Origin of the sequence: uncultured Streptococcus sp. (assembly GCF_963528215.1) — a bacterium.
Taxonomy (GTDB): domain Bacteria; phylum Bacillota; class Bacilli; order Lactobacillales; family Streptococcaceae; genus Streptococcus.
The window spans coordinates 12,014-35,440 of sequence record NZ_CAURVL010000014.1 but is presented as its reverse complement, the minus strand read 5'-3'; the positions used below and the strand labels follow the sequence as shown (position 1 = coordinate 35,440).

30 protein-coding genes and 1 riboswitch are annotated in these 23,427 nt (G+C 43.6%); of the genes, 26 read left to right on the top strand and 4 right to left on the bottom strand.

The window, feature by feature from the left end:
- Positions 1-92 precede the first annotated feature (92 nt).
- From RWS24_RS06970 to RWS24_RS06960, 3 genes are read left to right on the top strand one after another with little or no spacing between them, the layout of a single operon-like run.
- Positions 93-713, top strand: a complete 621-nt coding sequence (locus RWS24_RS06970; protein ID WP_002894585.1) for a GTP pyrophosphokinase family protein — start codon at positions 93-95, stop codon at positions 711-713.
- A gap of 4 nt (positions 714-717) precedes the next feature.
- Complete coding sequence (locus RWS24_RS06965; protein WP_314366339.1) at positions 718-1,419, top strand: response regulator transcription factor; 702 nt, start codon at positions 718-720, stop codon at positions 1,417-1,419.
- Entirely contained in the window at positions 1,403-2,638 is a 1,236-nt protein-coding gene (locus RWS24_RS06960; protein WP_314366320.1) for a HAMP domain-containing sensor histidine kinase, read from the top strand. The genes RWS24_RS06965 and RWS24_RS06960 overlap by 17 nt, the downstream gene beginning before the upstream one ends.
- Before the next feature lie 116 nt (positions 2,639-2,754).
- Here RWS24_RS06960 and yidC read toward each other — a convergent pair whose 3' ends face one another.
- Together yidC and RWS24_RS06950 are read right to left on the bottom strand one after the other, a co-directional pair.
- Complete coding sequence (gene yidC, locus RWS24_RS06955; protein ID WP_314366319.1) at positions 2,755-3,678, bottom strand: membrane protein insertase YidC; 924 nt, start codon at positions 3,676-3,678, stop codon at positions 2,755-2,757.
- Between the two features lie 81 nt (positions 3,679-3,759).
- On the bottom strand, positions 3,760-4,038 hold the full coding sequence (locus tag RWS24_RS06950) for an acylphosphatase (protein WP_049553182.1): 279 nt from the start codon (positions 4,036-4,038) through the stop codon (positions 3,760-3,762).
- 84 nt (positions 4,039-4,122) lie between these two features.
- On the opposite strand from RWS24_RS06950, the gene RWS24_RS06945 reads away from it, so the two are divergent.
- The 14 genes from RWS24_RS06945 to yidD all read left to right on the top strand — a co-directional run bounded on the left by RWS24_RS06945 (position 4,123) and on the right by yidD (position 13,590).
- Positions 4,123-4,863: an RNA methyltransferase gene (locus tag RWS24_RS06945; protein WP_126435228.1), complete on the top strand. Its 741-nt coding sequence runs from the start codon at positions 4,123-4,125 to the stop codon at positions 4,861-4,863.
- Between the two features lie 44 nt (positions 4,864-4,907).
- Entirely contained in the window at positions 4,908-5,399 is a 492-nt protein-coding gene (locus tag RWS24_RS06940) for an HD domain-containing protein (protein WP_126435229.1), read from the top strand.
- Between the two features lie 25 nt (positions 5,400-5,424).
- Positions 5,425-6,108 carry a Bax inhibitor-1/YccA family protein gene (locus tag RWS24_RS06935; RefSeq protein ID WP_002913238.1) on the top strand — a complete coding sequence of 228 codons (684 nt, stop codon included), beginning with the start codon at positions 5,425-5,427 and terminating at the stop codon, positions 6,106-6,108.
- 103 nt (positions 6,109-6,211) lie between these two features.
- Positions 6,212-7,462, top strand: coding sequence for a diaminopimelate decarboxylase (locus RWS24_RS06930; protein WP_314366314.1), 1,251 nt, complete (start codon positions 6,212-6,214; stop codon positions 7,460-7,462).
- Positions 7,463-7,518: 56 nt separating this feature from the next.
- On the top strand, positions 7,519-7,767 hold the full coding sequence (locus RWS24_RS06925; RefSeq protein ID WP_311154930.1) for a YneF family protein: 249 nt from the start codon (positions 7,519-7,521) through the stop codon (positions 7,765-7,767).
- Between the two features lie 100 nt (positions 7,768-7,867).
- Positions 7,868-8,662, top strand: a complete 795-nt coding sequence (racE, locus tag RWS24_RS06920) for a glutamate racemase (protein WP_314366312.1) — start codon at positions 7,868-7,870, stop codon at positions 8,660-8,662.
- On the top strand, positions 8,659-9,663 hold the full coding sequence (locus RWS24_RS06915; RefSeq protein WP_314366311.1) for a nucleoside-triphosphate diphosphatase: 1,005 nt from the start codon (positions 8,659-8,661) through the stop codon (positions 9,661-9,663). Before racE ends, RWS24_RS06915 begins: the two co-directional genes overlap by 4 nt.
- Positions 9,642-10,163 (top strand): metallophosphoesterase, encoded by a 522-nt coding sequence (locus RWS24_RS06910; RefSeq protein WP_002905880.1) that lies wholly within the window; start codon positions 9,642-9,644, stop codon positions 10,161-10,163. The genes RWS24_RS06915 and RWS24_RS06910 overlap by 22 nt, the downstream gene beginning before the upstream one ends.
- Positions 10,160-10,621: a cyclic-di-AMP-binding protein CbpB gene (cbpB, locus tag RWS24_RS06905; protein ID WP_314366308.1), complete on the top strand. Its 462-nt coding sequence runs from the start codon at positions 10,160-10,162 to the stop codon at positions 10,619-10,621. Before RWS24_RS06910 ends, cbpB begins: the two co-directional genes overlap by 4 nt.
- On the top strand, positions 10,618-11,349 hold the full coding sequence (gene xerD / locus RWS24_RS06900) for a site-specific tyrosine recombinase XerD (protein ID WP_048772963.1): 732 nt from the start codon (positions 10,618-10,620) through the stop codon (positions 11,347-11,349). The genes cbpB and xerD overlap by 4 nt, the downstream gene beginning before the upstream one ends.
- Positions 11,350-11,351: 2 nt before the next feature.
- Entirely contained in the window at positions 11,352-12,062 is a 711-nt protein-coding gene (locus RWS24_RS06895) for a segregation/condensation protein A (RefSeq protein WP_002905143.1), read from the top strand.
- Positions 12,055-12,624: an SMC-Scp complex subunit ScpB gene (gene scpB, locus RWS24_RS06890; RefSeq protein WP_002894610.1), complete on the top strand. Its 570-nt coding sequence runs from the start codon at positions 12,055-12,057 to the stop codon at positions 12,622-12,624. The genes RWS24_RS06895 and scpB overlap by 8 nt, the downstream gene beginning before the upstream one ends.
- Positions 12,611-13,339, top strand: coding sequence for a pseudouridine synthase (locus RWS24_RS06885; protein WP_002909097.1), 729 nt, complete (start codon positions 12,611-12,613; stop codon positions 13,337-13,339). Before scpB ends, RWS24_RS06885 begins: the two co-directional genes overlap by 14 nt.
- Complete coding sequence (gene yidD, locus RWS24_RS06880) at positions 13,336-13,590, top strand: membrane protein insertion efficiency factor YidD (RefSeq protein ID WP_125341035.1); 255 nt, start codon at positions 13,336-13,338, stop codon at positions 13,588-13,590. Before RWS24_RS06885 ends, yidD begins: the two co-directional genes overlap by 4 nt.
- Positions 13,591-13,640: 50 nt before the next feature.
- Here yidD and RWS24_RS06875 read toward each other — a convergent pair whose 3' ends face one another.
- Both RWS24_RS06875 and trkA read right to left on the bottom strand, forming a co-directional pair.
- On the bottom strand, positions 13,641-15,080 hold the full coding sequence (locus RWS24_RS06875; RefSeq protein ID WP_314366299.1) for a TrkH family potassium uptake protein: 1,440 nt from the start codon (positions 15,078-15,080) through the stop codon (positions 13,641-13,643).
- A 4-nt stretch (positions 15,081-15,084) separates the two neighbouring features.
- Positions 15,085-16,434 (bottom strand): Trk system potassium transporter TrkA, encoded by a 1,350-nt coding sequence (gene trkA, locus RWS24_RS06870; protein WP_176798518.1) that lies wholly within the window; start codon positions 16,432-16,434, stop codon positions 15,085-15,087.
- Between the two features lie 353 nt (positions 16,435-16,787).
- Between trkA and RWS24_RS06865 the strand changes: the two genes are divergently transcribed.
- From RWS24_RS06865 to RWS24_RS06825, 9 genes are all read left to right on the top strand, one after another.
- Positions 16,788-17,291 carry a tRNA (cytidine(34)-2'-O)-methyltransferase gene (locus tag RWS24_RS06865; protein ID WP_314366295.1) on the top strand — a complete coding sequence of 168 codons (504 nt, stop codon included), beginning with the start codon at positions 16,788-16,790 and terminating at the stop codon, positions 17,289-17,291.
- Between the two features lie 116 nt (positions 17,292-17,407).
- A riboswitch (FMN riboswitch) is annotated at positions 17,408-17,555 on the top strand.
- A gap of 132 nt (positions 17,556-17,687) precedes the next feature.
- Positions 17,688-18,245 carry an ECF transporter S component gene (locus RWS24_RS06860; protein ID WP_314366337.1) on the top strand — a complete coding sequence of 186 codons (558 nt, stop codon included), beginning with the start codon at positions 17,688-17,690 and terminating at the stop codon, positions 18,243-18,245.
- The gene (locus RWS24_RS06855; protein WP_314366293.1) at positions 18,235-18,885 is read left to right on the top strand and encodes a phosphatase PAP2 family protein; all 651 of its coding nucleotides are present in this window, start codon (positions 18,235-18,237) and stop codon (positions 18,883-18,885) included. Before RWS24_RS06860 ends, RWS24_RS06855 begins: the two co-directional genes overlap by 11 nt.
- A gap of 95 nt (positions 18,886-18,980) precedes the next feature.
- On the top strand, positions 18,981-19,289 hold the full coding sequence (locus tag RWS24_RS06850; protein ID WP_314366292.1) for an MGMT family protein: 309 nt from the start codon (positions 18,981-18,983) through the stop codon (positions 19,287-19,289).
- 60 nt (positions 19,290-19,349) lie between these two features.
- Positions 19,350-20,297, top strand: coding sequence for a TIGR01212 family radical SAM protein (locus tag RWS24_RS06845; RefSeq protein ID WP_314366290.1), 948 nt, complete (start codon positions 19,350-19,352; stop codon positions 20,295-20,297).
- Positions 20,291-20,842 carry a class I SAM-dependent methyltransferase gene (locus RWS24_RS06840; protein ID WP_314366288.1) on the top strand — a complete coding sequence of 184 codons (552 nt, stop codon included), beginning with the start codon at positions 20,291-20,293 and terminating at the stop codon, positions 20,840-20,842. Before RWS24_RS06845 ends, RWS24_RS06840 begins: the two co-directional genes overlap by 7 nt.
- A 238-nt stretch (positions 20,843-21,080) precedes the next feature.
- Positions 21,081-21,677, top strand: coding sequence for a TetR/AcrR family transcriptional regulator (locus tag RWS24_RS06835; protein ID WP_399553769.1), 597 nt, complete (start codon positions 21,081-21,083; stop codon positions 21,675-21,677).
- Positions 21,677-22,630, top strand: a complete 954-nt coding sequence (locus RWS24_RS06830; protein WP_314366286.1) for an ABC transporter ATP-binding protein — start codon at positions 21,677-21,679, stop codon at positions 22,628-22,630. The genes RWS24_RS06835 and RWS24_RS06830 overlap by 1 nt, the downstream gene beginning before the upstream one ends.
- On the top strand, positions 22,617-23,393 hold the full coding sequence (locus RWS24_RS06825; RefSeq protein WP_314366284.1) for an ABC transporter permease: 777 nt from the start codon (positions 22,617-22,619) through the stop codon (positions 23,391-23,393). The genes RWS24_RS06830 and RWS24_RS06825 overlap by 14 nt, the downstream gene beginning before the upstream one ends.
- The last annotated feature ends 34 nt before the right edge of the window (positions 23,394-23,427 follow it).

Here is a 23,427-nt window from a genome sequence, read left to right as displayed (position 1 = left end):
GTGTAGGCTAGATAAGAAGAGCAGGGGAAAAATAGAGAAAAGACAGATGGTTATGCTATAATGAGAATAAGCTAGAAAAGTAGGAGAACTGTATGCAAGAGCAAGATATTTATGGGAAATACGGCGTCTATCTGCCCAAGATTTTAGATGATCTTAGTCAGCGTATTCAAGAGGCTAATGATCGAGTCAAGCAGGAAACGGGGCAGAAGCTTTTTGAGCATTTTAATGCACGGGTCAAGCAGGCAGCCAGTATGGAAGAGAAATGTCAACGCAAGAATCTGCCTAGGGCGCCAGAGTCTGCCCTGAAAGAAATTCGTGATGCAATTGGGATTCGGATTGTTTGCGGTTTTATCGAGGACATCTATCAGACCATTGAGGTGCTTCGTCAGCTGGAGGGCTGTGAGATAGTTCTGGAAAAGGACTATATCCGAGCTGCCAAGCCTAATGGCTATCGCTCCTACCACTTGATATTAGAGGTGGAGACTCCTTATGAGGATTGTCATGGTCAAAATCCTGGCCGCTATTTTGTAGAAATCCAGCTTCGAACCATTGCTATGGATTCTTGGGCCAGCTTAGAGCATCAGATGAAGTACAAGCATGAGATTAAAGACAGCAAGCGGATTGTCCGCGAGCTGAAACGCTGTGCAGATGAGCTGGCTTCCTGTGATGTGACCATGCAGACCATCCGCAATTTGATTCGAGAAAGTGAGTGAGATGATGAAGATTTTATTAGCTGAAGATGAGCAACAGCTGTCCCGTGTCTTGGAAACGGCGATGACCCATGAAGGCTATCAAGTCGATACAGCCTTTGATGGGCAAGAAGCTGTGGACTTGGTCAAGGGAAATGCCTATGATTTGATGATTCTGGATATCATGATGCCGGTCAAGACAGGAATTGAAGCGCTGAAAGAAATCCGCCAAACCGGCAATACTACCCATGTCATCATGCTGACAGCTATGTCGGAGGTAGATGACAAGGTCACAGGGCTGGATGCCGGTGCAGATGATTATCTGACCAAGCCCTTCTCTCTGAAAGAGCTTCTGGCTCGCCTGCGGTCCATGTCCAGACGGGTAGCGACGTTCACCCCCAATTTGCTGCAGATTGGCCAAACGAGCCTCAATGTCGGAGAGCATGAGCTCATCAGTTCCAACTCTATCCGCCTAGCCGGTAAGGAATCTAAAATGATGGAATTTCTTATGCTTAATGCCCAGAAGAGTCTTTCTACTCAGGAAATCTTTCGTCATGTTTGGGCTAATGACGAGGATGAGGATTTAGATGAGGGCTTCGTCTGGATTTATATATCCTATTTGCGTCAGAAGCTGAAGGCTATTCATGCTGACCTTGCTATCTTGGGTGAGGAAGGCGGCAGTTTCACTCTGGTGCCGCTGGAAGGAGATAGCCATGTTTCGGAAGCTTAAAATTCGGTTCATCCTGCTGGCTTCGGTGGCTATTGTCTGTATTTTGCTGACCATGATTGCTGTCTTAAACTCCGTTCGCTTTCTGCAGACCAACGGAGAAATCCAAGCCGTTCTCAATATTCTATCTGCCAATAATGGAGATTTTCCCAGCGTAGAAGAAACAGCAGAGAGCTTGCAAAATGACCGTATCACCATTGATACCATCTACCAATACCGCTATTTCAGCGTGGTCTATAAGGAAGACAAAACACTTTACTCCACCAACTTAGACCATCTTTCCAATCTATCTAAGGAGCAGGCGCTTAGCTACGCTAACAAAGTGATTAAGGACAGTCGTAGCAGTGGAGTTTTTAAGGTAGGCAGTCAATTTTATTCTTACCAGATAACGCAGGATTCCAAGACCAAGCGCTATTTACTGGTGGTCTTAGATTCGACTAATTATCTCGAAAGCCGCAATGACTTTTTCTGGCTGTCTATCCAGTTGTGTTTCTATAGCTTTATTTTCTTTGTCTTAGTCGTGTCTGGATTTTCCAACTTTGCCATCCGTCCCTATATCAAAAACTATGAAAACCAAAAACGTTTTATCACTAATGCGGGACATGAACTGAAGACGCCATTGGCAATCATCTCAGCCAATACGGAGCTGCAAGAGCTGATGACTGGCGAAAATGAATGGACAGAAAGCACCAAGGACCAGGTCAAGCGTCTCAGTAATCTAATCAATCAAATGGTCGTTCTGGCCCGTCTGGAAGAGCAGCCAGATGTTACCTTGGTAGATGTGAATTTCTCAGAAGTTGTCAAAAAAGTGGCTGGGAACTTCAAGTCTGTCATCGATAAGGCAGGCAAGAAGTACGAGATCAAGCTGCAGGAAGATATCCATGTCAAGGCAACTGAAGATGAACTTTATGAATTGGTTAGTATCCTGATTGACAATGCCTGCAAGTATTGTGACGAAGATGGGCAAATTTTTGTCACTCTGACCAAGGCTAAGCGGGGGAAACGAGCCCGTTTGACGGTGGCCAATAGCTATGCTGACGGCAAAAATGTTGATTACAGTCGTTTCTTTGACCGTTTTTATCGCGAGGATGAATCGCACAATCAGAAGCAGCCTGGCTACGGAATTGGTCTATCCATGGCAGAAAGTCTGGTGCGGATTTTCAAGGGCAGGATTTGGGTTTCATATAAGAAGGGCTTGATTGGCTTTACCGTTTTACTGTGATAGAGTCACCTCGTTCATCAGTTATTGCTTTGTTTGCTGAGTTTTTTGTATCGATTACGCTGATCCTTACTCGAGATTAAAAAAATTCTTCTAGTATTAGCTAGAAGAATTTTTCTTTATCTTGACCGTTGCTTACCAGCATTGCGGTTCTTTTTCTTTTTGTTCTTTGGCTCAATAGCCGGCTGAGCTTTTGGAGTAACATCTTTAGCCCGGCTAGCTTTTTTCAAACCTTTAGGAGGATTTTTTTCAAATTCCTCTGCTACCTGTTTTCTCAGGCGAGGTCGAATGATATAGTTGATGATAAATTGCTGGATGATTTGGATAAATCCACCGACTACCCAGTAGAGAGTAACTGCAGCAGGAGAGAAGAATGAGAAACCAACAATCATGATAGGGCTCATATAAGAAGCTTGTTTCATGCTGTTTCTTTGAGTTTCATCTTCAATGCCATGCAGAGAGAGCACTGACTGGATATAGTAGAGGATACCGACAATGGCAGTCAAAGCCCAATCGCTTTTGGCCAGGTCTTTAATCCAGAGGAAGGAACTGCCTGCAACTCCTTGAGTATACTGGGCTGCAAAGAAGAGGGCTGAGAAGAAAGGCATTTGGATGAGCAGAGGCAGACAGCCTATACCGCCAAACATGCTGAGTCCATTTTCTTTTTGAGCAGCCATCAGTTCTTGCTGAGCCTGCATTTTCTCTTCCTGAGTCTCAGCATTTTTGATTCGCTCTTGGATTGGGGCGAAAATCGGCTTAAAGTAGTTCATCTTTTCAGACTGAAGCGTCGCCTTCCAAGACTGATAGATTCCCAGCGGAAGAATGATAATCCGCACGATAAGCGTAACGATGATAATTGCCAGACCATAGCCTAGGCCTGAATTCTTGGCGAAAAATTGGATACCATCTGCCATAGGCTGACCAATCACGTCCCAGATCAGACCAGAAGGATTTCCGGCCTTGTCGCGGCCTACACAGCCGGACAGGAAAAGAAGGGCAGCCAGTCCCATACCGGAGAATAAAAAGCGTTTGAAATGTTTCACGAGTTTATATCCTTTGTTTCTAAAAAGTAATACCTATCTATTCTACTGTTTTTTTGCAAAATATACAATAGTTCTGCAGACCTAATTTGAAATTTTAAAGTCAGGATAGGAGTCGAAATTAGCCATGGTTACGTCCAAATAACTGACCTTAGAAAAAGGTGTCGGTCCCTTGCGGATTTCCTGGATAAATTTGGCCATCAGAGCTGGGTCATCAGCCTGAGCCAGAATGCCAACAGTACCGTCGTCGTTGTTCCAGACCCGGCCGGTAATACCTCCGATTTCCAGCGCTAGAGAATAGACTCCCCAGCGGAATCCAACCCCTTGTACCCGTCCTTGGGCTGTCATTTTCACTTTTTGCATGGCATCCTCCTTTAGTGAGCGGACCGAGGGGATTTAAGCCCTCAGTATGAGTGCAAGTCTGCTAAATTGTGGTATAATGTTCTTATGAATATTATAACCTCAAAAGCCAATAATGTGGTAAAAAAAGCTAAAAAACTTCATCACAAAAAATACCGCAAGGATTCTTATTTGATCGAGGGCTGGCATTTATTTGAGGAAGCTGTCAGCAGCGGGGCAGAGCTGATTCAAATTTTTGCTTTAGCGGAATACGCAGAGCAGCTGGCTGAGTTTTCTCAGGTAATCTTTGTCAGTCCAGAGATTTTAGCAGATTTGGCTGATAGTAAGACGCCACAGGGGATTGTCGCAGAAGTGGCTTTTGAAAGGGAAGAAATACCATCGGAGTTAAGTGGACGCTATCTTTTCTTGGAGGACGTTCAGGATCCAGGTAATGTCGGCACCATCATTCGGACTGCGGATGCAGCTGGTTTTGACGGGGTTTTTATCTCTAGCTCGTCGGCAGACATCTATAACCTAAAAACGCTGCGCTCTATGCAGGGGAGCCATTTCCATCTGCCAGTTTATCGGATGGATACGGCTGATTTTATTAGGCTGGCTCAGTCTTCCAGTCTGCCAATTCTAGCGTCGACCTTATCGTTAACATCTATCGATTACAGAGAGGTAGACAGCAAAGAGAGCTTTGTCCTAGTCATGGGCAATGAAGGGCAGGGGATTAGTCCAGAAATGACGGCAGCAGCTGATATTCTGGTCCATATTTCCATGAAGGGGCAGGCAGAAAGTCTCAATGTTGCTGTTGCTGCTGGTATTTTAATCTTTCATTTAAGCTAAAAATCAGAAAAAGAGATATAATAGTTGGCAAGGGAGGTGATTCTATGCCTTACAAAAAGGACGAGGAATTTATGGCCTATGTTGGGCACTTGATTGAAAAGCCTAGTGTTCAGCGACTGAAAGAAATTCCCCATCATATTCATTCCAATAGACTTGAACATTCCATCAATGTAAGTTATACTAGTTACAGAATTGCCAAAAAATTTGGCTGGAATGCCCGCAGCACAGCACGCGGTGCCCTGCTTCATGACTTATTCTACTATGACTGGCGTGTAACCAAGTTTAAGAAGAGTCATGCCTGGGTGCATCCCCGTCTGGCAGTTCGCAATGCTCGTAAGATTACCAAGCTTAATAAAGTCGAAGAGGATATTATCGTCAAGCATATGTGGGGGGCGACCATTGCTCCGCCGCGCTATAAGGAGTCTTATATTGTGACGATGGTGGACAAGTATTGGGCCGTCAAAGAAGCAACGGCACCATGGAGACGCAAGGGCGGTAATCGCAAGCTCTTTCATCGAAAGATGCTGAAACCGTAAATGTTTTATTATAAAAGGAGTAACTATGAATCATTCTATTATTCAAGATCAATCAGATATTAATTCTTTCTATGCTAAGATTTATTCTATCGTTGGTGTCGGTATCGGAATCTCAGCAATCGTGTCCCTCTTGATGCTAAACTTCTTTCAGGACATTATTATCTCTGTTCTGACAGGCTCCACTTGGATTTTCTATGCAGCTATTGCAGTTGAGTTTATCCTTGTGTTGGTAGCATCTGGAACTGCTCGGAGCAATAGCCCAGCGGCGTTGCCTATGTTTTTAGCTTATTCAGCCATCAATGGTTTCACCTTAAGTATTATCATGGCGCTGTATCTTCAGTCAACTGTTCTCTTAGCCTTTCTGACAACGACCGTTATGTTCTTTGCTATGGGCTTCATCGGCAAGGTGACCAAGAAGGATCTTTCCGGAATGGGCAGAGCATGTATGGCCGGTTTGATTGGTATTATTGCTGCTAGCTTCCTTAATATCTTCTTGAGAAGCAGTGGCTTGGACTTTATCATCAGTATCGTTGGTGTCCTTATTTTCTCAGGACTCATCGCTTGGGACAATCAGAAAATCCGCTATGTCTATGAGCAGACCAATGGCAATCCAGGAAATGGCTGGGCAATTTCTCTGGCTCTGCATCTATATCTGGACTTCATTAATCTCTTCCTCAGCTTGTTGCGTATTTTTGGAAGAAACAAATAACTCAGCTAAATAAGACTAAAGCATTGGGCGCTTGCCCAGTGCTTTTTGTTTCTCCTATGGATTTATGGTATAATAAAGCCAGCAAATAGAAAGCGAGAATAGTATGAAAACTCCTTTTGTCAGTCGTGAAAAGCTAGCGGAGATTACGGCGCAGTTTCCAACACCTTTCCATCTTTATGATGAGAAGGGAATTCGGGAAAGAGCGCGTGCCCTGCATGAGGCCTTTTCTTGGAATCCAGGTTTTAAAGAATATTTTGCCGTCAAGGCCACTCCCAATCCTGCTATTTTAAAAATCCTCAAAGAAGAAGGCTGTGGGGTGGATTGTGCCAGCTATGTTGAGCTGCTCATGAGCCAAAAGCTGGGCTTTGCTGGACAGGATATCATGTTTTCGTCCAATAACACACCAGCTGAGGAATTTCAGTTTGCGCGTGACTTGGGAGCGACTATCAATCTGGATGCCTATGAAGATGTGGCTTTTCTAAAGGAAGCCGCGGGTATTCCAAAGATTATTTCCTGCCGTTACAACCCTGGTGGTGTCTTTGAGCTGGGAACCAGCATCATGGATAATCCGGAAGAAGCCAAGTTTGGTATGACTAAGGACCAGCTGATTCAAGCTTTCAAAGAGCTCAATGAGTTGGGAGCTGAGAAGTTTGGGATTCATGCTCTCTTGGCCTCAAATACTGTCAGCAATGACTACTATCCTGAACTGGCTCGTCAGCTTTTTGAGCTGGCTGTAGAAGTAGTGGCTGAGACAGGAGTTGAGTTGGACTTTATCAATCTCTCTGGTGGTGTTGGTATCAATTACCAGCCTGATGGCGAGGAAAATGACATTGCGGTCATCGGTCAGGGAGTTCGTCTGGCATATGAAGCTATTCTGACACCGGCTGGTCTAGGACAGGTCAAGATTTATACGGAGTTGGGCCGCTTTATGTTGGCACCTTATGGCCTGCTGGTCACCAAGGTTACCCATAAGAAGCAGACCTACCGCACCTATCTGGGAGTGGACGCCTCTGCAGTCAATCTGCTGCGTCCTGCCATGTATGGCTCTTATCACCACATTACTAATATGGATCGACCTGAGGGTGAGACAGAGATTGTGGATGTTGTCGGCAGCCTCTGCGAGAATAACGACAAATTTGCTATTAATCGACCGCTACCCGTCAGCCAAATCGGTGATACTTTGGTGATTCACGATACTGGTGCTCATGGTTTCTCTATGGGTTATCAGTACAATGCCAAGCTCCGCTCCAGCGAAATTCTCTTGGAGCAAGATGGCAATGTTCGCATGATTCGTCGGGCAGAAAAACCAGAAGATTATTTTGCGACACTATATGGCTTTGATTTTGAAAAATAGAGAAAATTTGATATAATGAAGAGCAATGTAAAAATGGAAATAGAGGAGTTTTTGACATGAATGTATTTTTAGAGATTATCTTGATTTTGGCAGCATTTGCTGGAGGCGTACTTTTGGGTATGTATCTGCTTCGTCGTCAAGTGGAGAAGGAATTTGCAGAAAATCCGCGTCTGAATGTAGAAGCAGTTCGGACCTTGCTTAGCGCTAGCGGTCAACGGCCAAATGAAGCGAAAGTACAGCAAGTTTATCGTCAAATTATCAGCCAGCAGAAAGCTGCGCTTGCTAAGAGCAAAAAGAAAAAATAATTTTCTAGAGGCTGGTTTTTAATACCAGTAGAGAAAATCTATAAAAAAAAATGGGGATTTGGAATCGGCTTCCAGTCCCTTGTTTTAGAAAGAAGACCTTATGGATAATCGACCAATCGGTTTTTTAGACTCAGGAGTGGGCGGTTTGACTGTAGTCCGTGAGCTCATGCGGCAGCTCCCCCACGAAGAGGTCATTTATATCGGAGATTCAGCGCGGGCTCCTTACGGTCCAAGGCCTGCTGAGCAGATTCGCGCTTATACCTGGCAATTGGTCAACTTCCTCCTGACCAAGGATGTTAAGATGATTGTCATTGCCTGCAATACAGCGACTGCTGTTGTCTGGGAAGAAGTGAAGGAAAAGCTGGATATTCCAGTACTGGGCGTGATTCTGCCAGGGGCTAGTGCAGCTATTAAGTCAACTGCCAGCGGCCGCATCGGTGTTATTGGAACACCAATGACCGTTTCCTCTGATATCTATCGTCAGAAGATTGAAGCGCTCTCGCCAGAGATGCAGGTAGAAAGTTTGGCCTGCCCTAAGTTTGTACCTCTGGTAGAGTCCAATGAACTTCATTCCAGTCTTACCAAAAAAGTGGTCTATGAAACCCTGCAGCCTCTGGCTGGCCGAGTAGATACCCTTGTCTTGGGCTGTACCCACTATCCCTTGCTCCGGTCTATTATTCAAAATAGGATGGGACCAAACGTGAAGCTGATTGATAGTGGGGCAGAGTGCGTGCGGGATATTTCTGTCCTGCTCAATTACTTTGAAATCAACCGCAGTCGGGAAAAACAGGAGCTCAATCACCAATTTTACACAACTGCCAATGCCAAGAGCTTTTCGGAGATTGCGGAAAGCTGGCTGGGCCTGAAAGTGAATGTGGAGCATGTAAGCTTATGACAAATAAAATTTATGAATACATTGACGAGAACAATTGGTATATCGGAGAATGGACCCGCTTTCGCAAGGCTGGCTATCATTTCAACGACATCCCATACAGGCTCTTGGAGCATATAGATGCAGAGTTGAGTGAGCTGATTGAGCGGGATTTGGATGAAGAATACAACGCCTTTACCACAGTTGTGGTCAAATACGGCTCGCCCATGTCCTATATTCAGTTTGTCCTCAATATGATTAACGACCGCCAGGAGCGGGATTTTAAGGCAACCAGTCATAAGGGAGCTATTCTGATTACAGAAAAGGACTTGCTGCGCAAAGTCTTCTTCCTGTCTAAAGATGGAGTTAAGATGACCGACTTTTTTGGCCAAGGGCAGGAGTCAGAGATGGCTGTCGGAGATACCATCTTGATTGCGACTCGTAACGAAGGAAAGACAGCAGAGTTTCGCAAACTCTTTGATAAGCTGGGCTACAAGGTTGAAAATCTCAATGATTATCCTGACTTGCCAGAAGTGCAAGAGACTGGAACCACCTTTGAGGAAAATGCACGGCTCAAGGCAGAGACAATCAGTAAGCTGACCGGTAAAATGGTGCTAGCTGACGATTCAGGTCTGCAGGTCGATGTTTTAGGCGGCTTGCCTGGAGTCTGGTCGGCTCGCTTCGCTGGAGTAGGCGCGACAGACGATGAAAACAACATCAAGCTCCTGCATGAGTTGGCTATGGTTTTTGATGTCAAGGACCGCTCGGCCCATTTTCATACGACCCTTGTGGTGGCTAGTCCTGACAGGGAGTCTCTGGTAGTTGAAGCGGATTGGCCGGGCTACATTGCTCATGAGCCAAAAGGGGAAAATGGCTTTGGCTATGATCCTTTGTTCTTAGTGGGAGAAACAGGAAAAACGTCTGCTGAGCTGACGATGGAAGAAAAAAATGCGCAATCCCATCGGGCTCAGGCAGTTAAGAAATTAGTGGAGGTATTTCCAGCATGGCAAAGCAAACCATTATAGTCATGAGTGATTCTCATGGCGACCGTGCTATTGTAGAAGAAATTAGGAATCATTATATTGGGAAGGTAGATGCGATTTTCCATAACGGAGATTCTGAGCTTCCTTCTGATGATGAGGTATGGCAAGGGATTCAGGTTGTTGCAGGGAATATGGACTTTTACGACGGCTATCCAGAACGCTTGGTGACGGATTTGGCGGGAACCATTATTGCACAGACTCACGGGCATCTTTTCCATATCAACTTTTCTTTTCAAAAGCTGGATTTGTGGGCGCAAGAGGTTAATGCAGACATCTGCCTCTATGGGCACCTGCATATCCCAGATGCTCGAATGGAAGGCAAAACGCTTTTTCTAAATCCGGGCTCCATCAGCCAGCCACGTGGCCTGATCAACGAACGCCTCTACGCTAAGGTAGAGATTGATGATGACCGCTTTAAAGTTGATTACTATACGCGAAATCATGAACTTTATCCAAGCTTGTCCAAGGAGTTTAGCCGATGATTTCTAAGGAATTTGAAGACTATCTGCTGCAACATGAAGAAACTTTTTTGACGCCTGGGGAAAATCTGGCGGTTATGATTGACACCCACAATGTGGATCATGCTATCTTACTATTGAGCCAGATGACATACTCACGTGTACCAGTCGTGACGGCAGATAAAAAGTTTGTTGGCACGATTTCCCTGACAGACATCATGTCCTATCGCATGCGCCATGATTTGCCAGAAGAGGAATTCATGATGACAGACATCGTCCATATGACTAAAATGGACGACTTGACAGTTGAGCCAGATTATACTGTATCAGATGTACTTCATAAGCTGGTCGACGAGTCATTCCTGCCGGTTGTGGGCGAGGATCAGCATTTTTACGGAATTATTACTAGAAAGTCCATTTTGAAAGCTGTCAATTCCTTGTTGCACGGCTTTAGCAAAAAGTACGAAATTCGCAAAAAATGAAAGAATACATTAGACCGTTTTTAAATCAAAAAAACATCTCAGAAAATTCTAAAATTGCCTATTCTTATGATTTGGAGCAGTTTATCGAGGAAGTACATGGCCGGATTACCGAGACAAATCTGCGGATTTATCAGGCCTCTATCAAGGATTTTAAGGCAGCTGTTCAGAAGCGGAAGCTCTCAGCAGTCAATCAGTTTCTCTACTTCCTTTATCAGCAGCAGCTTATTGAGGAGTTTCACCGCTTGGTCCTGCCCAAGGTCTCCGTATCGAAGGAGCAGGAAAATGAACTGCTAGATTTGTCTGCTTTTTGGCAGGAATCAAGCGTTCCCAGGGGGCGGCTGATGGCTCTTCTTATCTTGGAAATGGGCTTGCTGCCCAGCGAGATTTTGCAGGTCAGAGTGGCAGATGTCAATCTTGATTTTCAGGTTTTGAAGATTGAAAAGGCCGGTCAGAAGCGGGTTATCAAGATTCCTGAGAGTCTGACGGTTGAGTTAGAAGACTATCTGACAGGGACATATTTATTTGAGAAAAACGGCAAATCCTATTCTCGTCAATGGGGCTTCCGTCAGCTAGAGGCTTTCTTGATTGAGCAGGGACAAGCCAGTCTATCTGCCCAAAGCCTGCGTGAGCAGTTTATTTTGCGTCAGCGGGAGAAAGGGATTGGCCTCTATGATATTGCCCAAGATTTGGGCTTGAAAACCATGATTACACTAGAAAAATACAGATAAAAATGGATATCAAATTAAAAGATTTTGAAGGCCCGTTGGACCTGCTGCTCCACCTTGTATCTAAGTACCAGGTGGATATTTATGATGTGCCCATTACAGAGGTCATCGAGCAGTATCTGGCTTATGTGGCTACTTTGCAGGCCATGAAGCTGGAAGTGACGGGCGAGTACATGGTCATGGCAAGCCAGCTCATGCTGATTAAGAGCCGCAAGCTTCTGCCTAAGGTGGCGGATAATGCTGAACTGGAAGATGATTTGGAGCAAGACCTCTTGAGCCAGATTGAGGAATACCGTAGGTTCAAGCTCTTAGGTGAGAAAATGTCGCTCCAGCATGATGACCGGGCGCTTTATTATTCTAAGCCCAAGCTGGAGCTGGTTTATGAAGACGCTGAGCTCCTGCATGACAAGTCAACAATTGATCTTTTCTTGGCTTTTTCCAAGGTTATCGCCAAGAAGCAAGAGGAGTTTTCTAAGAGCCATACAACCATTGTGCGAGATGAGTACAAGATTGAGGACATGATGGATGTGGTGCGTCAGCGCTGTGCTGGTAAGAGCCGTCTGGCTCTGCAGGAGATTTTTGCAGAGACCAAGGACATGAATGAAGTTATTACTCTCTTTCTAGCGACATTGGAATTGGTCAAGGTGCAGGAAGTACAAGTCATTCAGGAAGAAAATTTTGGAAATATTTATTTAGTAGGAAGAGGAAATGAGTAAGTTAGCAGAGATTGAAGCCCTGCTTTTTGTGGCGGGAGAAGATGGACTCAAAGTTCATCAATTGGCAGAAATCCTTTCTTTGCCGCCGACCGGGGTTATTCAGAGTTTGGAGAAGTTGGCTGAGCAATATGAAGCCAATCCAGACTCTAGCCTGACCCTGCTGGAAACTTCAAAGACATACAAGCTGGTCACAAAGCCAGAGTTTGCTGAGATTCTGCGGGCCTATTCACGGGCGCCAATCAATCAAAGTCTGTCGCGGGCAGCACTGGAGACCTTGTCTATCATTGCCTATAAGCAGCCGATTACAAGGGTTGAAATAGATGACATCCGCGGGGTTAATTCCAGCGGTGCTTTGGCTAAGCTCTTGGCTTTTGAACTGGTTCGAGAGGATGGCAAAAAAGAAGTCATTGGCCGGCCAAATCTCTATGTGACAACGGATTATTTCTTAGACTATATGGGGATCAATCACCTAGATGAACTGCCGATTGTTGAAGAAACAGAGCTAGTTGCTGAAGAAAGCCAGCTCTTTATTGAAAGGACAGATATCGATGAGAATCAATAAATACATCGCTCATGCTGGGATAGCCAGCCGCCGTAAGGCAGAAGAGCTAATCAGGCAGGGGAAGGTCAGTATAAATGGCCAAGTGGTACGAGAACTGGCGACAAACGTCAAGTCTGGCGATCGTGTGGAAGTAGAAGGCCAACCTATCTACAATGAAGAGAAGGTTTATTACCTCCTCAATAAGCCGCGCGGGGTCATTTCCTCTGTCAGTGATGACAAGGGACGTAAGACGGTCGTGGAGCTCTTGCCTCAGGTCAAGGAGAGGATTTATCCGGTTGGTCGTTTGGACTGGGATACTTCTGGCATCCTCATTCTGACCAATGACGGGGATTTTACCGACGAGATGATTCATCCCCGCAATGAGATTGATAAGGTCTATGTAGCCCGTGTCAAAGGATTGGCCAATAAAGAAGTTCTTCGTCCTCTGACTCGCGGTATTGAGATAGAGGGGCGCAAAACCAAGCCAGCGGTTTATGAGATTATCAAGGTTGATCCGGCGAAAAATCGCTCGGTCGTTCAGCTGACCATCCACGAAGGCCGTAACCATCAGGTCAAGAAGATGTTCCAGGCAGTCGGATTGCAAGTAGATAAGCTTTCACGGACTCGCTTTGGTCATTTGGACTTAACTGGCCTCAAGCCTGGTGAGTATCGTAAGCTCAGTAAAAAAGAAGTCAGCCAGCTGCATACACTGGCTGTAACCAAGACCAAGAAATGATAAAGAAACTGCTTATTGCTCCTGTCCGCTTTTATCAACGCTTCATCTCCCCTGCTTTCCCTCCATCTTGCCGCTTTCGGCCCACCTGCTCTAACTATATGATAGAGGCTATCCAGAAGCATGGTGCTAAAGGAGTTTTGATGGGCTTGGCGCGCATTCTCCGATGTCATCCCTGGTCTCAGTCGGGAGAGGATCCTGTACCGGACCATTTCAGTTTGAGAAGAAATAATTCAAGAAAAAAGTCACACTAGCTATTTAGCTAGTGTGACTTTTATATATATCTATATTCTCCGAATATTTCCTATCTTCTAGACCAAGTCTTAGGCAGGAAGAGCAGGAGAATCGGGTAGATTTCCAAGCGACCGCCAATCATAGCAAAGGCCAGCAGAAGTTTAGAAAAAGGACTAAAGATAGAAAAATTATCTGTCGTCCCAATCATAGGACCGATATTGTTAAAGCAGGATAGGACACCACTGACAACTGTCATGAGATTGTTGTTATCCAGGCTGACGATGAAAATGAGTGCCAGCACGATCAAAACATAGGTTGCTAAATATTTGAGAACCTTGTGCTGGGTATCCTTGTCTAAGACTGCACCATTGACATGCATGGTTAGGACCCGATTAGGTGATAGGGTAGATAGGATTTGATTTTTGGCAATGCGGGAAATGATAATCCCCCGAATAACCTTGAATCCCCCAGCGGTTGATCCAGCCGAACCCCCGATACACATGAGCAGGAGCAGGATAACCTGAGAAAAGAGAGGCCACTTGACCGTATCGCCATAGCCAAATCCAGTTGTTGTGATGACATTGGCTACCTGGAAGAAGGAAATCTCCACGCTCTTGGCAAAGCCTTGATAGAGGTGGAAGACATTAAAGGCAATCAAGGCTGTGGAAAGAAAGACAATCCAGAGATAGCCCCTAAGCTCTTCATCACCAAAGCAGGCCTTAAACTTACGAATCAGCAGATAATAATAGAGGTTGAAGTTGACCCCGAAAGCTAAAACTCCAAAGCTGACCAGATAAGTAATCAGCGAGCTGTTATAGTGGGCGATACCGTCATTGTATACGGTGAATCCGCCCGTACCAGCTGTTCCCATGGCAATGACCAGACTGTCAAAGAGGGGCATGCCCGCTAGGAAATAAAGCAGCGCAAAGATAGCAAAGAGAGCCAGATAGATGATATAGAGGATTTGGGCCGTACTCTTGAGCTTGGACACAACCTTGCCAAAGACTGGGCCCGGAACTTCTGCTTTCATGACCTCCAAGTGGCCATTTTTAGCATTGTCCATAATAGCTAGGGCAAAGACCAGCACTCCCATCCCTCCGATTAAGTGAGTAAAACTGCGCCAGAAGAGCAGCGAATGAGAGAGAACGCCGACATCGTTGAGAATAGTTGCTCCCGTAGTTGTAAAGCCGGAGCTGACCTCAAAGAAGGCATCAATGATGTCCGGTATCTGACCAGAGAAGACAAAGGGCAGGGCTCCGAAGAAGGACCAAAGAATCCAGCAAAGGGCTACAATCAGCACACCTTCCTTGGCGTAGATATGTAGGTCCTTGGGCTTAAAATAAGAGCCTATGCCACCTAAAACTAGTAGGATGGCCATGGTCGCCCCGATAGAGAGAAAGATTTTTAAGGGCTCACCGTAGATTAGAGCTACGATAATGGGCACAATCAGCAGTGCCGCCTCAATCAGCAGTAATTTTGCCAGCAGGTAGCGAATCATAGATCTATTCATGGGCCTACCTCGCTAACAGATCGTAAATCTGCGTGATATTTTGCAGCAGAGTAGTAACGATAATCTTATCTCCGACTTGCAGGTCGTCATCGCCGGTAGGGAAGATGGCTTTGCCTTGACGGATAATGGCCGCAATCAGGACATCTTTCTTCAGATGAAGCTGAGACAGAGGAATACCAGTCATTTTGTTTTCTTCTTTGATTTGGAACTGCAAGGTTTCGATTTGGCCATTGGCTACATGGTGCAGAGCTTCTAGGTTAGAGAATTGAGCATTGTAGCGACCGCGGATAAAGTGCATAATGGTATCAACAGCGATACCTTTAGGTGTCACGATGCTAGCAAAATCTTGGTTATCAATAATTTCCAACAAACTAGTCCGGTTAATCTTGGTGATGTTTTTCTGTACACCTAGATTATTAAGGAACATGGAAGTGATGATATTTTCCTCATCCACACCAGTCAGGGTAGCGATGGCATCAAAGTTATTGGCGCGTTCCTCCAGCAGGATGTCCTTGGCAGTACCATCTCCATGGACGACATAGAGATCAGGAAATTCCTGACTGAAAAAGTTTGCCCGCTCGCGATTGGATTCAATGATTTTAAGCTCGATTTTACTATTCTTGAGAATATTGAGTAGGTAATAAGCGATCTTGCCAGCCCCGATAATCATCAGGCTCTTAACCACTCTAGGGCGTACCATATTGTGGAATTGAACGATGTCTAGGCGGTTACCTGTTACATAGATCTTGTCTCCGGCCTCCAAAGTGAAGTCGCCGTCAGGAATTTCCAAGTGCCCTTTTCTCTCAATAGCACAAACAATGATATTTCCAAATTTCTTACGGAACTGGGAAATATTCATCTGGCAGAGATTACTGTCTTCCTTAAGTTTGAACTCCATCAGTGCCACCCGCCCATTGGCAAAATGCTCTACTGACAGGGCATTAGGGAAGTCAATGATATTAGCGATGTAGCGAGCAGTTAGGAGCTCAGGATTGACCACCAGCGAGAAGCCCAGGATGTTCTTCTCCTTAAAGTAAGGGTTGGAATACTCAGGATTGCGCACTCGGACGATAGTTTCCTTAGCCCCCATCCGCTTGGCTAGGACTGCTGAAACCATGTTGACCTCATCATGCTCGGTCATAGAGATGAAAATGTCACAGTGACTAACATCCGCCTGTTCTAGGATTTTAAAGTTGGCACCATTGCCAGAAATACCGATAATATCATAGCGTTTGGTAATCTGGTTGAGAACAGCCTCATCCTGCTCAATCAGGATAACATCATGTTTTTCAGCCACTAAGGAGCGACAGAGGGCCGTTCCGACCTTCCCGCCGCCAACAACGATAATTTTCATAAGTTTAGATTCCTCCAAAGTATGTATCTATCATACTCTTTTTTCATTTAAATTTCATCTATATAATACAGAATAGTCTAGTTATTTATAGAATTCCGAATATTTTTTTACAAAAATGGTGTCTTCCTATGAAAATTTAAAAAAAACTAGAATTTTTTGAGCCGTTTTTATTGACTTGTAGGCTGAAAGTGTTATACTAAATGAGTACCTTCATTGGTTTACCTCAAACCTGTTGTGATGTAAGTTAATGAAGCCTTAACCACGCTGTTTGCTGAGCTTGACTCCGGGCAGTGTGGCTATTTTTTTATCTAAAGAAAAATACTAGGAAAAATACTAGGAAAAATATTCTTATTATGAAAAATCATATCGTTCTTTTTGAGCCTCAGATTCCGCAGAATACCGGCAATATTGCCCGTACTTGCGCTGCGACTAATTCGCCGCTTCACATCATCAAACCCATGGGTTTTCCCATTGATGACCGCAAGATGAAGCGTGCGGGATTGGACTATTGGGATAAGCTGGATATTACTTACTATGATAGTCTGGCCGATTTTATGGAGCAGATGGATGGCCGTCTTTATCTGATTTCTAAGTTTGCAGAGAAGGTCTATTCTGAGGAGAATTTTGCTGTAGAAGGCTCTCATTATTTTATGTTTGGTCGTGAGGACAAGGGACTACCAGAGGAATTTATGCGTCGACATCCTGAAAAGGCTCTGCGTATTCCCATGAACGACCAGCATGTCCGCAGTCTCAATGTCTCCAATGCGGTCTGCATGATTGTCTATGAAGCCCTGCGCCAGCAGAATTTTGCTGGCTTAGATTTGGTACATGAGTATGAAGTGGACAAGCTGAAGTAGCGGAATGAATGTATCTAAGCAGTAAATTTTCCTAATAGATAGAATACTATTGTTGAAACATTTTTAATTACATCAATCAAATTGCTTGCTCTGGCAGGCTTTTTTTGTTATGATAATGATGTCTTCAGGGCAGGGTGAGATTCCCGACCGGCGGTAATTTTTGGATTGGAAATTTTTTCTCAATGCCAAATCAAGTCCGCGAGCGCAAGCTGATGTGGTGAGATTCCACAACCGACAGTATAGTCTGGATGGGAGAAGACGAAGGGCATTGAATTTATTTTGCCATTTAATCTTTATTTAAGGGCTGAGCCTTATACTAAATAATCATTAGCTGACAAGCCTTTTTTCAGTGGCCTTTCCGGCTTCTCTAATTTTTATAAATTGGAGGAACCTGTGATGACAAATACTCGTAAATTGGCGATTGTAGCAGTTTTATCTGCTCTATCATTTCTACTCATGCTTTATGAGATTCCCTTGATAACCGAGTTTTTAAAGTTGGATTTTTCAATTATTCCGATTTTACTGGCTTTGGTGGTCTTGGATTTAAAAAGCTCTCTGGCAGTGCTCTTGATTCGCTCTGTCTTAAAGCTAGCTTTGAATAATAATGGTGTAGGTACTCTAATCGGTCTACCCATGAATATACTAGCGGTAGCTGTCTTTGTTTCTGTTTTTTCACTTTTATGGAAAAAAAGGAAGAGCTTGTTTGACTATGTAAAGGCTTCTTTGGCAGCAACGCTTGGTCTAACTGTAACTATGATCGTTTTAAATGTTATTTATGCAGTTCCTCTCTATGCGAGGTTTGCTGGTTTTGATATTAATAAAGCATTTGGTCTTTCCAAGTATCTGCTGACTATGATTGTCCCTTTTAACCTATTAGAAGGAGTGATCTGGGCTGCTGTCTTTTGGCTAATTTACACGCTCTTGCAGCCCGTCCTAAAACGCTATGAAAAATAAACAATCTTATCTAACAAAGGGCTCTTTTGCCCTTTTACTTTTCGTCATGCTAGGCTACATGGTCAAGTTTTATCCTGAGCAGCTGGCCAGCTTTGACACCCCGATTCAGACCTGGCTTCGGGGAGACTTACCTGCAGCTTTGACGACTTTTTTCAAACTTGTAACCAGTGTGATTGATCCGATGGGGATTATCATCTGGGTTTCAGCTCTTGTCCTGTTTTTCCTGTATAAAAAATGGAAGCTGGAAGCTGCCTTGCTAGCGGGAAATCTGGTCTTACATGGGATTTTGATTAAGCTGATTAAACTCGTTTACCACAGAAGTCGGCCCAGTATTTCGCATTTGGTCGAAGAGGGCGGTTACTCTTTCCCGAGCGGACATTCCATGGCGACAGCCATTGTTCTTGGGACCTTGATTATTATCGCTCAGCAACGGATTCAAAACCAAAAAATCAAGCGCTTGGTACAAGGCCTGCTTCTGGTCTATATCTTCACTGTTATGGCTTCCAGAGTCTATCTGGGCGTGCACTATCCAACAGATGTTATCGGAGGAGCTTTGATGGGCTTTGCCATCCTCAATATCGAATTTCCCTTTTATGACAAGTTGCGTTTTCAGTGGCGTTTCAAGGGAAAGCAGAAATAAATATAGATGCGAAAGGTTGGCTTTGCTGGCCTTTTTGTCTTGACAAAGAAAATCCCTTTCTTTAAGATAGGAGCAAACAAGATTAGGAGATCAGAATGTCTAATTTAAATCAAGAACTCATCAATGCTGTTTTGGTAGTAGTAGATAGCATTCCCTCTGGGCGCGTAGCTACTTATGGCCAGATTGCCCGTTTGATTGGTCGGCCAAAAAATGCCCGCTTGGTGGGAAAGATTCTCAGTCAGTCGGAACTTTATGGCGGTGTACATCCTTGCCATCGGGTGGTCAATGCAGCAGGTCGCCTCGCACTTGGCTGGGAAGACCAGAAACACTTGCTTTGGGCAGAGGGAGTGGACTTGAAGGCTAATGGCTGTGTGGATTTGAAAGTCTATTTGTGGGAACGGTGATTTCCTTCTTTCCCTGTGAAAGAGGGAATTTTTGTTTCTCAGGTCTTTTTTTGTGGTAGAATGAAAGGTATGAAATCTTACAATTCTTTGAATGATTATTATCGGAAACTTTTTGGAGAGAAGACTTTTAAGGTGCCTATTGATGCGGGCTTTGACTGTCCCAATCGGGATGGTACGGTAGCGCATGGAGGCTGTACTTTCTGTACCGTTTCAGGCTCAGGTGATGCCATTGTGGCGCCGGATGCGCCCATTCGCGAGCAGTTCTATAAGGAAATTGACTTTATGCACCGCAAGTGGCCTGATGTTCGCAAGTATCTGGTCTATTTCCAGAACTTTACCAATACGCATGAGAAGCTTGAAGTAATCCGTGATCGCTATGAGCAAGCTATTAACGAGCCAGGTGTCGTTGGACTCAATATCGGGACTCGACCGGACTGTTTGCCTGATGAGACCATCGCCTACTTGGCTGACCTGTCTGAGCGTATGCATGTGACTGTGGAACTGGGCCTTCAGACTACCTATGAGGAGACCTCGGACCTCATCAATCGTGCCCATTCTTATGAGCTCTATGTGGAGACGGTCCAGCGAGTCCGAAAGCAAGCCCCCAAAGCGGAGATTGTCTCTCACTTGATCAATGGCCTGCCGGGCGAAACCCATGAGATGATGCTGGAGAATGTCCGCCGTTGCGTGACGGATAATGACATTCAGGGAATTAAACTTCACTTGCTTCACTTGATGACTAATACCCGTATGCAGCGGGATTATCACGAAGGGCGACTGCAGCTGCTCAGTCAGGAGGAGTATGTCTCCATCATCTGCGACCAGTTGGAGATTATCCCCGAGCATATCGTCATCCACCGTATCACGGGCGATGCTCCGCGAGACATGTTGATTGGCCCTATGTGGAGCCTCAATAAATGGGAAGTTCTCAATGCCATCGAGGCAGAAATGCGTCGTCGTGGCAGCAAGCAAGGCTGTAAAGCAAAGGAGCAGAGATTCGTATGTTAAGACCCTTACAGATGGCCCATGCCTTTTTGGCAGAAGTGGTGACCAAGGAAGATACCGTGGTGGATGCGACTATGGGCAACGGACATGACACCCTCTTTCTGGCTAAGTTGGCTAAGCAAGTCTATGCTTTTGACATTCAGGAGCAGGCTGTGGAGAAGACCCGCCAGCGCTTGGCAGAAGCGAATTTGGATAATGCCCAGCTAATCTTGGCTGGCCATGAGACTCTGGACCAATACACAGACCATTTCAAGGCTGCCATTTTCAATCTTGGCTACCTGCCTTCGGCGGACAAGTCTGTTATTACCCGACCTGATACGACGCTGGAAGCTTTAGAAAAGGTCTGCTGGGGCTTAGAAAAAGGCGGCCGAGCAGCTATCATGATTTACTACGGGCATGAAGGTGGCGAAGTTGAGAAAGATGCGGTGCTAGACTTCGTTAGCCAGCTGCCCCAGCAGGACTTCACCGTTGCCCTCTACAAGACCATCAATCAGATTAACCATCCACCTTTCTTGGTCATGATTGAGAAATTGAGAGAAGAAACTTGATATACAATAAGGATACAGAGAGAAAAGCCAGATAATAGGAGCTTTTAGTACTGTATCCTTATTTTTAAATCGTGAAAATCAAATAATTAGGTCTAAAAGAACAGAATTAAGGTTTGTGTAAATGTAAAGTCTTATATTTTCTTACAAAGAAGATATAAGACTTTTGACATTTTTCAGTTTATATGATAAGCTATGACTGTAAAACCAAAAAACGTCACAGAGTTTTTAGGAGGAAGTTATGGCTACTGCTTTTACTGCTGAAGAGAAAGAAGTAATTAGAAAGAAATTACATAAAGTTGCAAAGGAATGCCTTCAAAGATATGGGGTTAAGAAAACCACAGTTGACCAAATGGCAGCAATGGTAGATATTTCCAAAGGTTCTTTTTATAATTTTTATTCTTCAAAGGAAATGTTATTTTTTGCGGTCTTAGAAGAATATCAAATAGATGTTATGGATCGCCTGACAGAACAATTAGGTATGGAAGACAAGATAGATACAAATCGTCTGGTACAGTTACTTTATGATTTTTATCAAGATTTTCGCTATTCATTTGTGTATACCATATTTAAAAATCATGAAATGGAATTACTCGTAAGAAAATTACCAAAAGAGGTGATAACAAATCATCATCTGATAGATGATAGGATGGTTAAAAAAATTGTATCCCGAATCAATATTAGAGAAAATGTATCGGTAGAAATCGTCTCTGCTTTATTTAGAACGATTGCTATGACTATATTACACATTGAGGAAATCGGTGAAGAACAATTTGATACTACATTGAAGTTAGTCATACAAGGAATTATTGAGCAAATTACTAAGGAGGATAGGTAATGGTGAAAGAAGCAATTAGAACCGCAAACCTTTCTAAAAAATATGGAACAAAAAATGTTGTCAACAACTTGAATCTATCAATAAAACCTGGTGAAATAGTAGGTTTTTTAGGACTAAATGGTGCTGGGAAAACAACGACGATGAGAATGATGTTAGGATTGATGAAATCTACATCAGGAGAATGTTATATTCAAGGAAAAAAGTTAGATCTGAATAATTTAGAACTTCGAAACGAAATAGGTTATATTATTGAGACGCCTTATTCTTATCCGGATTTAACGGTGAGAGAAAATTTAGAAATCGTTGGTAAATTAAGAGGGGTTAATAAAGATAATATTGACTGGGTAATTGAAAAATTAAAACTAAAGCAATATGAACATAAACAGGAAAAGCATCTTTCTTTAGGAAATGTTGCGCGTTTAGGAATTGCAAAAGCGATTATTCATAAACCTAAAATCCTAATTCTTGATGAGCCAACAAATGGATTAGACCCTTTTGGAGTTATTGAAGTGAGAGAGCTGTTAAAGGAATTGGCAAATAATCTAGGTACAACTGTTCTTATTTCAAGTCATAATCTGGAAGAAATATCTAAAATTGCTACTAGAATAGTCATTATACATGAGGGCAGACTTATAAGAGAAGTTGAAAGCAATGAATTAGAACAGTACTTAGAAAAGAAGTTACTAGTAAGTGGCTCTAATAATAAGGCCATGAAAGAAGTATTATCTAACCATGGCTATCAGGTGAACATCCAATCAGACACAGAAAATAATATCAATTTCTTAGAACTAATTGATACAAAATCTGTGGAATATCCGGAAGAAATTGCTACATTGCTGGTTAATGCAGGTTATCCCCCCAAATCGTTGGCTGTTGAGAAAGAAGATTTAGAACATTATTTCTTAAGAATACTGAATGACTATAATAGAGGTGTTTCGAATGAAAAAGCTTAGTTCCTGTATTTTAATTGAATGGAGAAAGTTAATAAAATCAAAACTTTCCATCGTAACTGCTTGTTCTATCTGTTTAGTTCCTTTTATTGTTGGGGTGTTTGCAACTATGATGAAATATCCAGAGAATTTCAAAAATCTTGGATTGATTTCTGCAAAAATGGAAATGATGAGGATAACAGACTGGTCGTCGTACTTAATGACCGTATCACAAGTCATTTCTGTTGGGGGATTGCTCATTTTTGGATTTACAGCATCTTGGATTTTTGGTAGAGAATATTCTGATAAAACTATGATAGACCTATTAGCACTCCCGATAAAAAGAGATACAATCGTATTATCCAAATTTATCGTTATCGCTCTATGGAGCTATATTCTATCAATTTTTGCACTTTTATTGGGATTATTAGCTGGCAATCTGATTGGACTTGATGGTGGGAACTTAACGGTGATTTTCAAAGGTATACTTACTTTTGGTTTTTGTACTACTCTTACGATCATAGTCTCTACTCCAGTAGCTTTTTTTGCTTGTTTAGGTCGGGGCTATTTGTCTCCATTGGCATTTATCATTTTTACTATTATTTTTTCTCAGCTTGGTTCTGCTCTTAACTTTGGGAAGTATATTCCATGGGCGATTCCTGCACTCGCAAGTGGTATTGCAGGAAAAGCACTATTGAATTTTGGGAGTATTGTCAGTTTATTTGGGGTAAGTATTCTAGGTCTTATCGCAACAATAGTTTGGTGGAGGTATGCTGATTACGATTAAAATGAAGTGATAAGAATGCTAATAACACAAAACT

Excerpts from the sequence above, each read along its gene's own strand:
- RWS24_RS06970 (WP_002894585.1), top strand. The coding sequence starts at position 93 with ATGCAAGAGCAAGATATTTATGGGAAATACGGCGTCTATCTGCCCAAG.
- RWS24_RS06965 (WP_314366339.1), top strand. The coding sequence starts at position 718 with ATGAAGATTTTATTAGCTGAAGATGAGCAACAGCTGTCCCGTGTCTTG.
- RWS24_RS06960 (WP_314366320.1), top strand. The coding sequence starts at position 1,403 with ATGTTTCGGAAGCTTAAAATTCGGTTCATCCTGCTGGCTTCGGTGGCT.
- RWS24_RS06950 (WP_049553182.1), bottom strand. The coding sequence starts at position 4,038 with ATGCAAAAAGTGAAAATGACAGCCCAAGGACGGGTACAAGGGGTTGGA.
- RWS24_RS06945 (WP_126435228.1), top strand. The coding sequence starts at position 4,123 with ATGAATATTATAACCTCAAAAGCCAATAATGTGGTAAAAAAAGCTAAA.
- RWS24_RS06940 (WP_126435229.1), top strand. The coding sequence starts at position 4,908 with ATGCCTTACAAAAAGGACGAGGAATTTATGGCCTATGTTGGGCACTTG.
- RWS24_RS06935 (WP_002913238.1), top strand. The coding sequence starts at position 5,425 with ATGAATCATTCTATTATTCAAGATCAATCAGATATTAATTCTTTCTAT.
- RWS24_RS06930 (WP_314366314.1), top strand. The coding sequence starts at position 6,212 with ATGAAAACTCCTTTTGTCAGTCGTGAAAAGCTAGCGGAGATTACGGCG.
- RWS24_RS06925 (WP_311154930.1), top strand. The coding sequence starts at position 7,519 with ATGAATGTATTTTTAGAGATTATCTTGATTTTGGCAGCATTTGCTGGA.
- racE (WP_314366312.1), top strand. The coding sequence starts at position 7,868 with ATGGATAATCGACCAATCGGTTTTTTAGACTCAGGAGTGGGCGGTTTG.
- RWS24_RS06915 (WP_314366311.1), top strand. The coding sequence starts at position 8,659 with ATGACAAATAAAATTTATGAATACATTGACGAGAACAATTGGTATATC.
- RWS24_RS06910 (WP_002905880.1), top strand. The coding sequence starts at position 9,642 with ATGGCAAAGCAAACCATTATAGTCATGAGTGATTCTCATGGCGACCGT.
- cbpB (WP_314366308.1), top strand. The coding sequence starts at position 10,160 with ATGATTTCTAAGGAATTTGAAGACTATCTGCTGCAACATGAAGAAACT.
- xerD (WP_048772963.1), top strand. The coding sequence starts at position 10,618 with ATGAAAGAATACATTAGACCGTTTTTAAATCAAAAAAACATCTCAGAA.
- RWS24_RS06895 (WP_002905143.1), top strand. The coding sequence starts at position 11,352 with ATGGATATCAAATTAAAAGATTTTGAAGGCCCGTTGGACCTGCTGCTC.
- scpB (WP_002894610.1), top strand. The coding sequence starts at position 12,055 with ATGAGTAAGTTAGCAGAGATTGAAGCCCTGCTTTTTGTGGCGGGAGAA.
- RWS24_RS06885 (WP_002909097.1), top strand. The coding sequence starts at position 12,611 with ATGAGAATCAATAAATACATCGCTCATGCTGGGATAGCCAGCCGCCGT.
- yidD (WP_125341035.1), top strand. The coding sequence starts at position 13,336 with ATGATAAAGAAACTGCTTATTGCTCCTGTCCGCTTTTATCAACGCTTC.
- RWS24_RS06875 (WP_314366299.1), bottom strand. The coding sequence starts at position 15,080 with ATGAATAGATCTATGATTCGCTACCTGCTGGCAAAATTACTGCTGATT.
- trkA (WP_176798518.1), bottom strand. The coding sequence starts at position 16,434 with ATGAAAATTATCGTTGTTGGCGGCGGGAAGGTCGGAACGGCCCTCTGT.
- RWS24_RS06865 (WP_314366295.1), top strand. The coding sequence starts at position 16,788 with ATGAAAAATCATATCGTTCTTTTTGAGCCTCAGATTCCGCAGAATACC.
- RWS24_RS06860 (WP_314366337.1), top strand. The coding sequence starts at position 17,688 with ATGACAAATACTCGTAAATTGGCGATTGTAGCAGTTTTATCTGCTCTA.
- RWS24_RS06855 (WP_314366293.1), top strand. The coding sequence starts at position 18,235 with ATGAAAAATAAACAATCTTATCTAACAAAGGGCTCTTTTGCCCTTTTA.
- RWS24_RS06850 (WP_314366292.1), top strand. The coding sequence starts at position 18,981 with ATGTCTAATTTAAATCAAGAACTCATCAATGCTGTTTTGGTAGTAGTA.
- RWS24_RS06845 (WP_314366290.1), top strand. The coding sequence starts at position 19,350 with ATGAAAGGTATGAAATCTTACAATTCTTTGAATGATTATTATCGGAAA.
- RWS24_RS06840 (WP_314366288.1), top strand. The coding sequence starts at position 20,291 with ATGTTAAGACCCTTACAGATGGCCCATGCCTTTTTGGCAGAAGTGGTG.
- RWS24_RS06835 (WP_399553769.1), top strand. The coding sequence starts at position 21,081 with ATGGCTACTGCTTTTACTGCTGAAGAGAAAGAAGTAATTAGAAAGAAA.
- RWS24_RS06830 (WP_314366286.1), top strand. The coding sequence starts at position 21,677 with ATGGTGAAAGAAGCAATTAGAACCGCAAACCTTTCTAAAAAATATGGA.
- RWS24_RS06825 (WP_314366284.1), top strand. The coding sequence starts at position 22,617 with ATGAAAAAGCTTAGTTCCTGTATTTTAATTGAATGGAGAAAGTTAATA.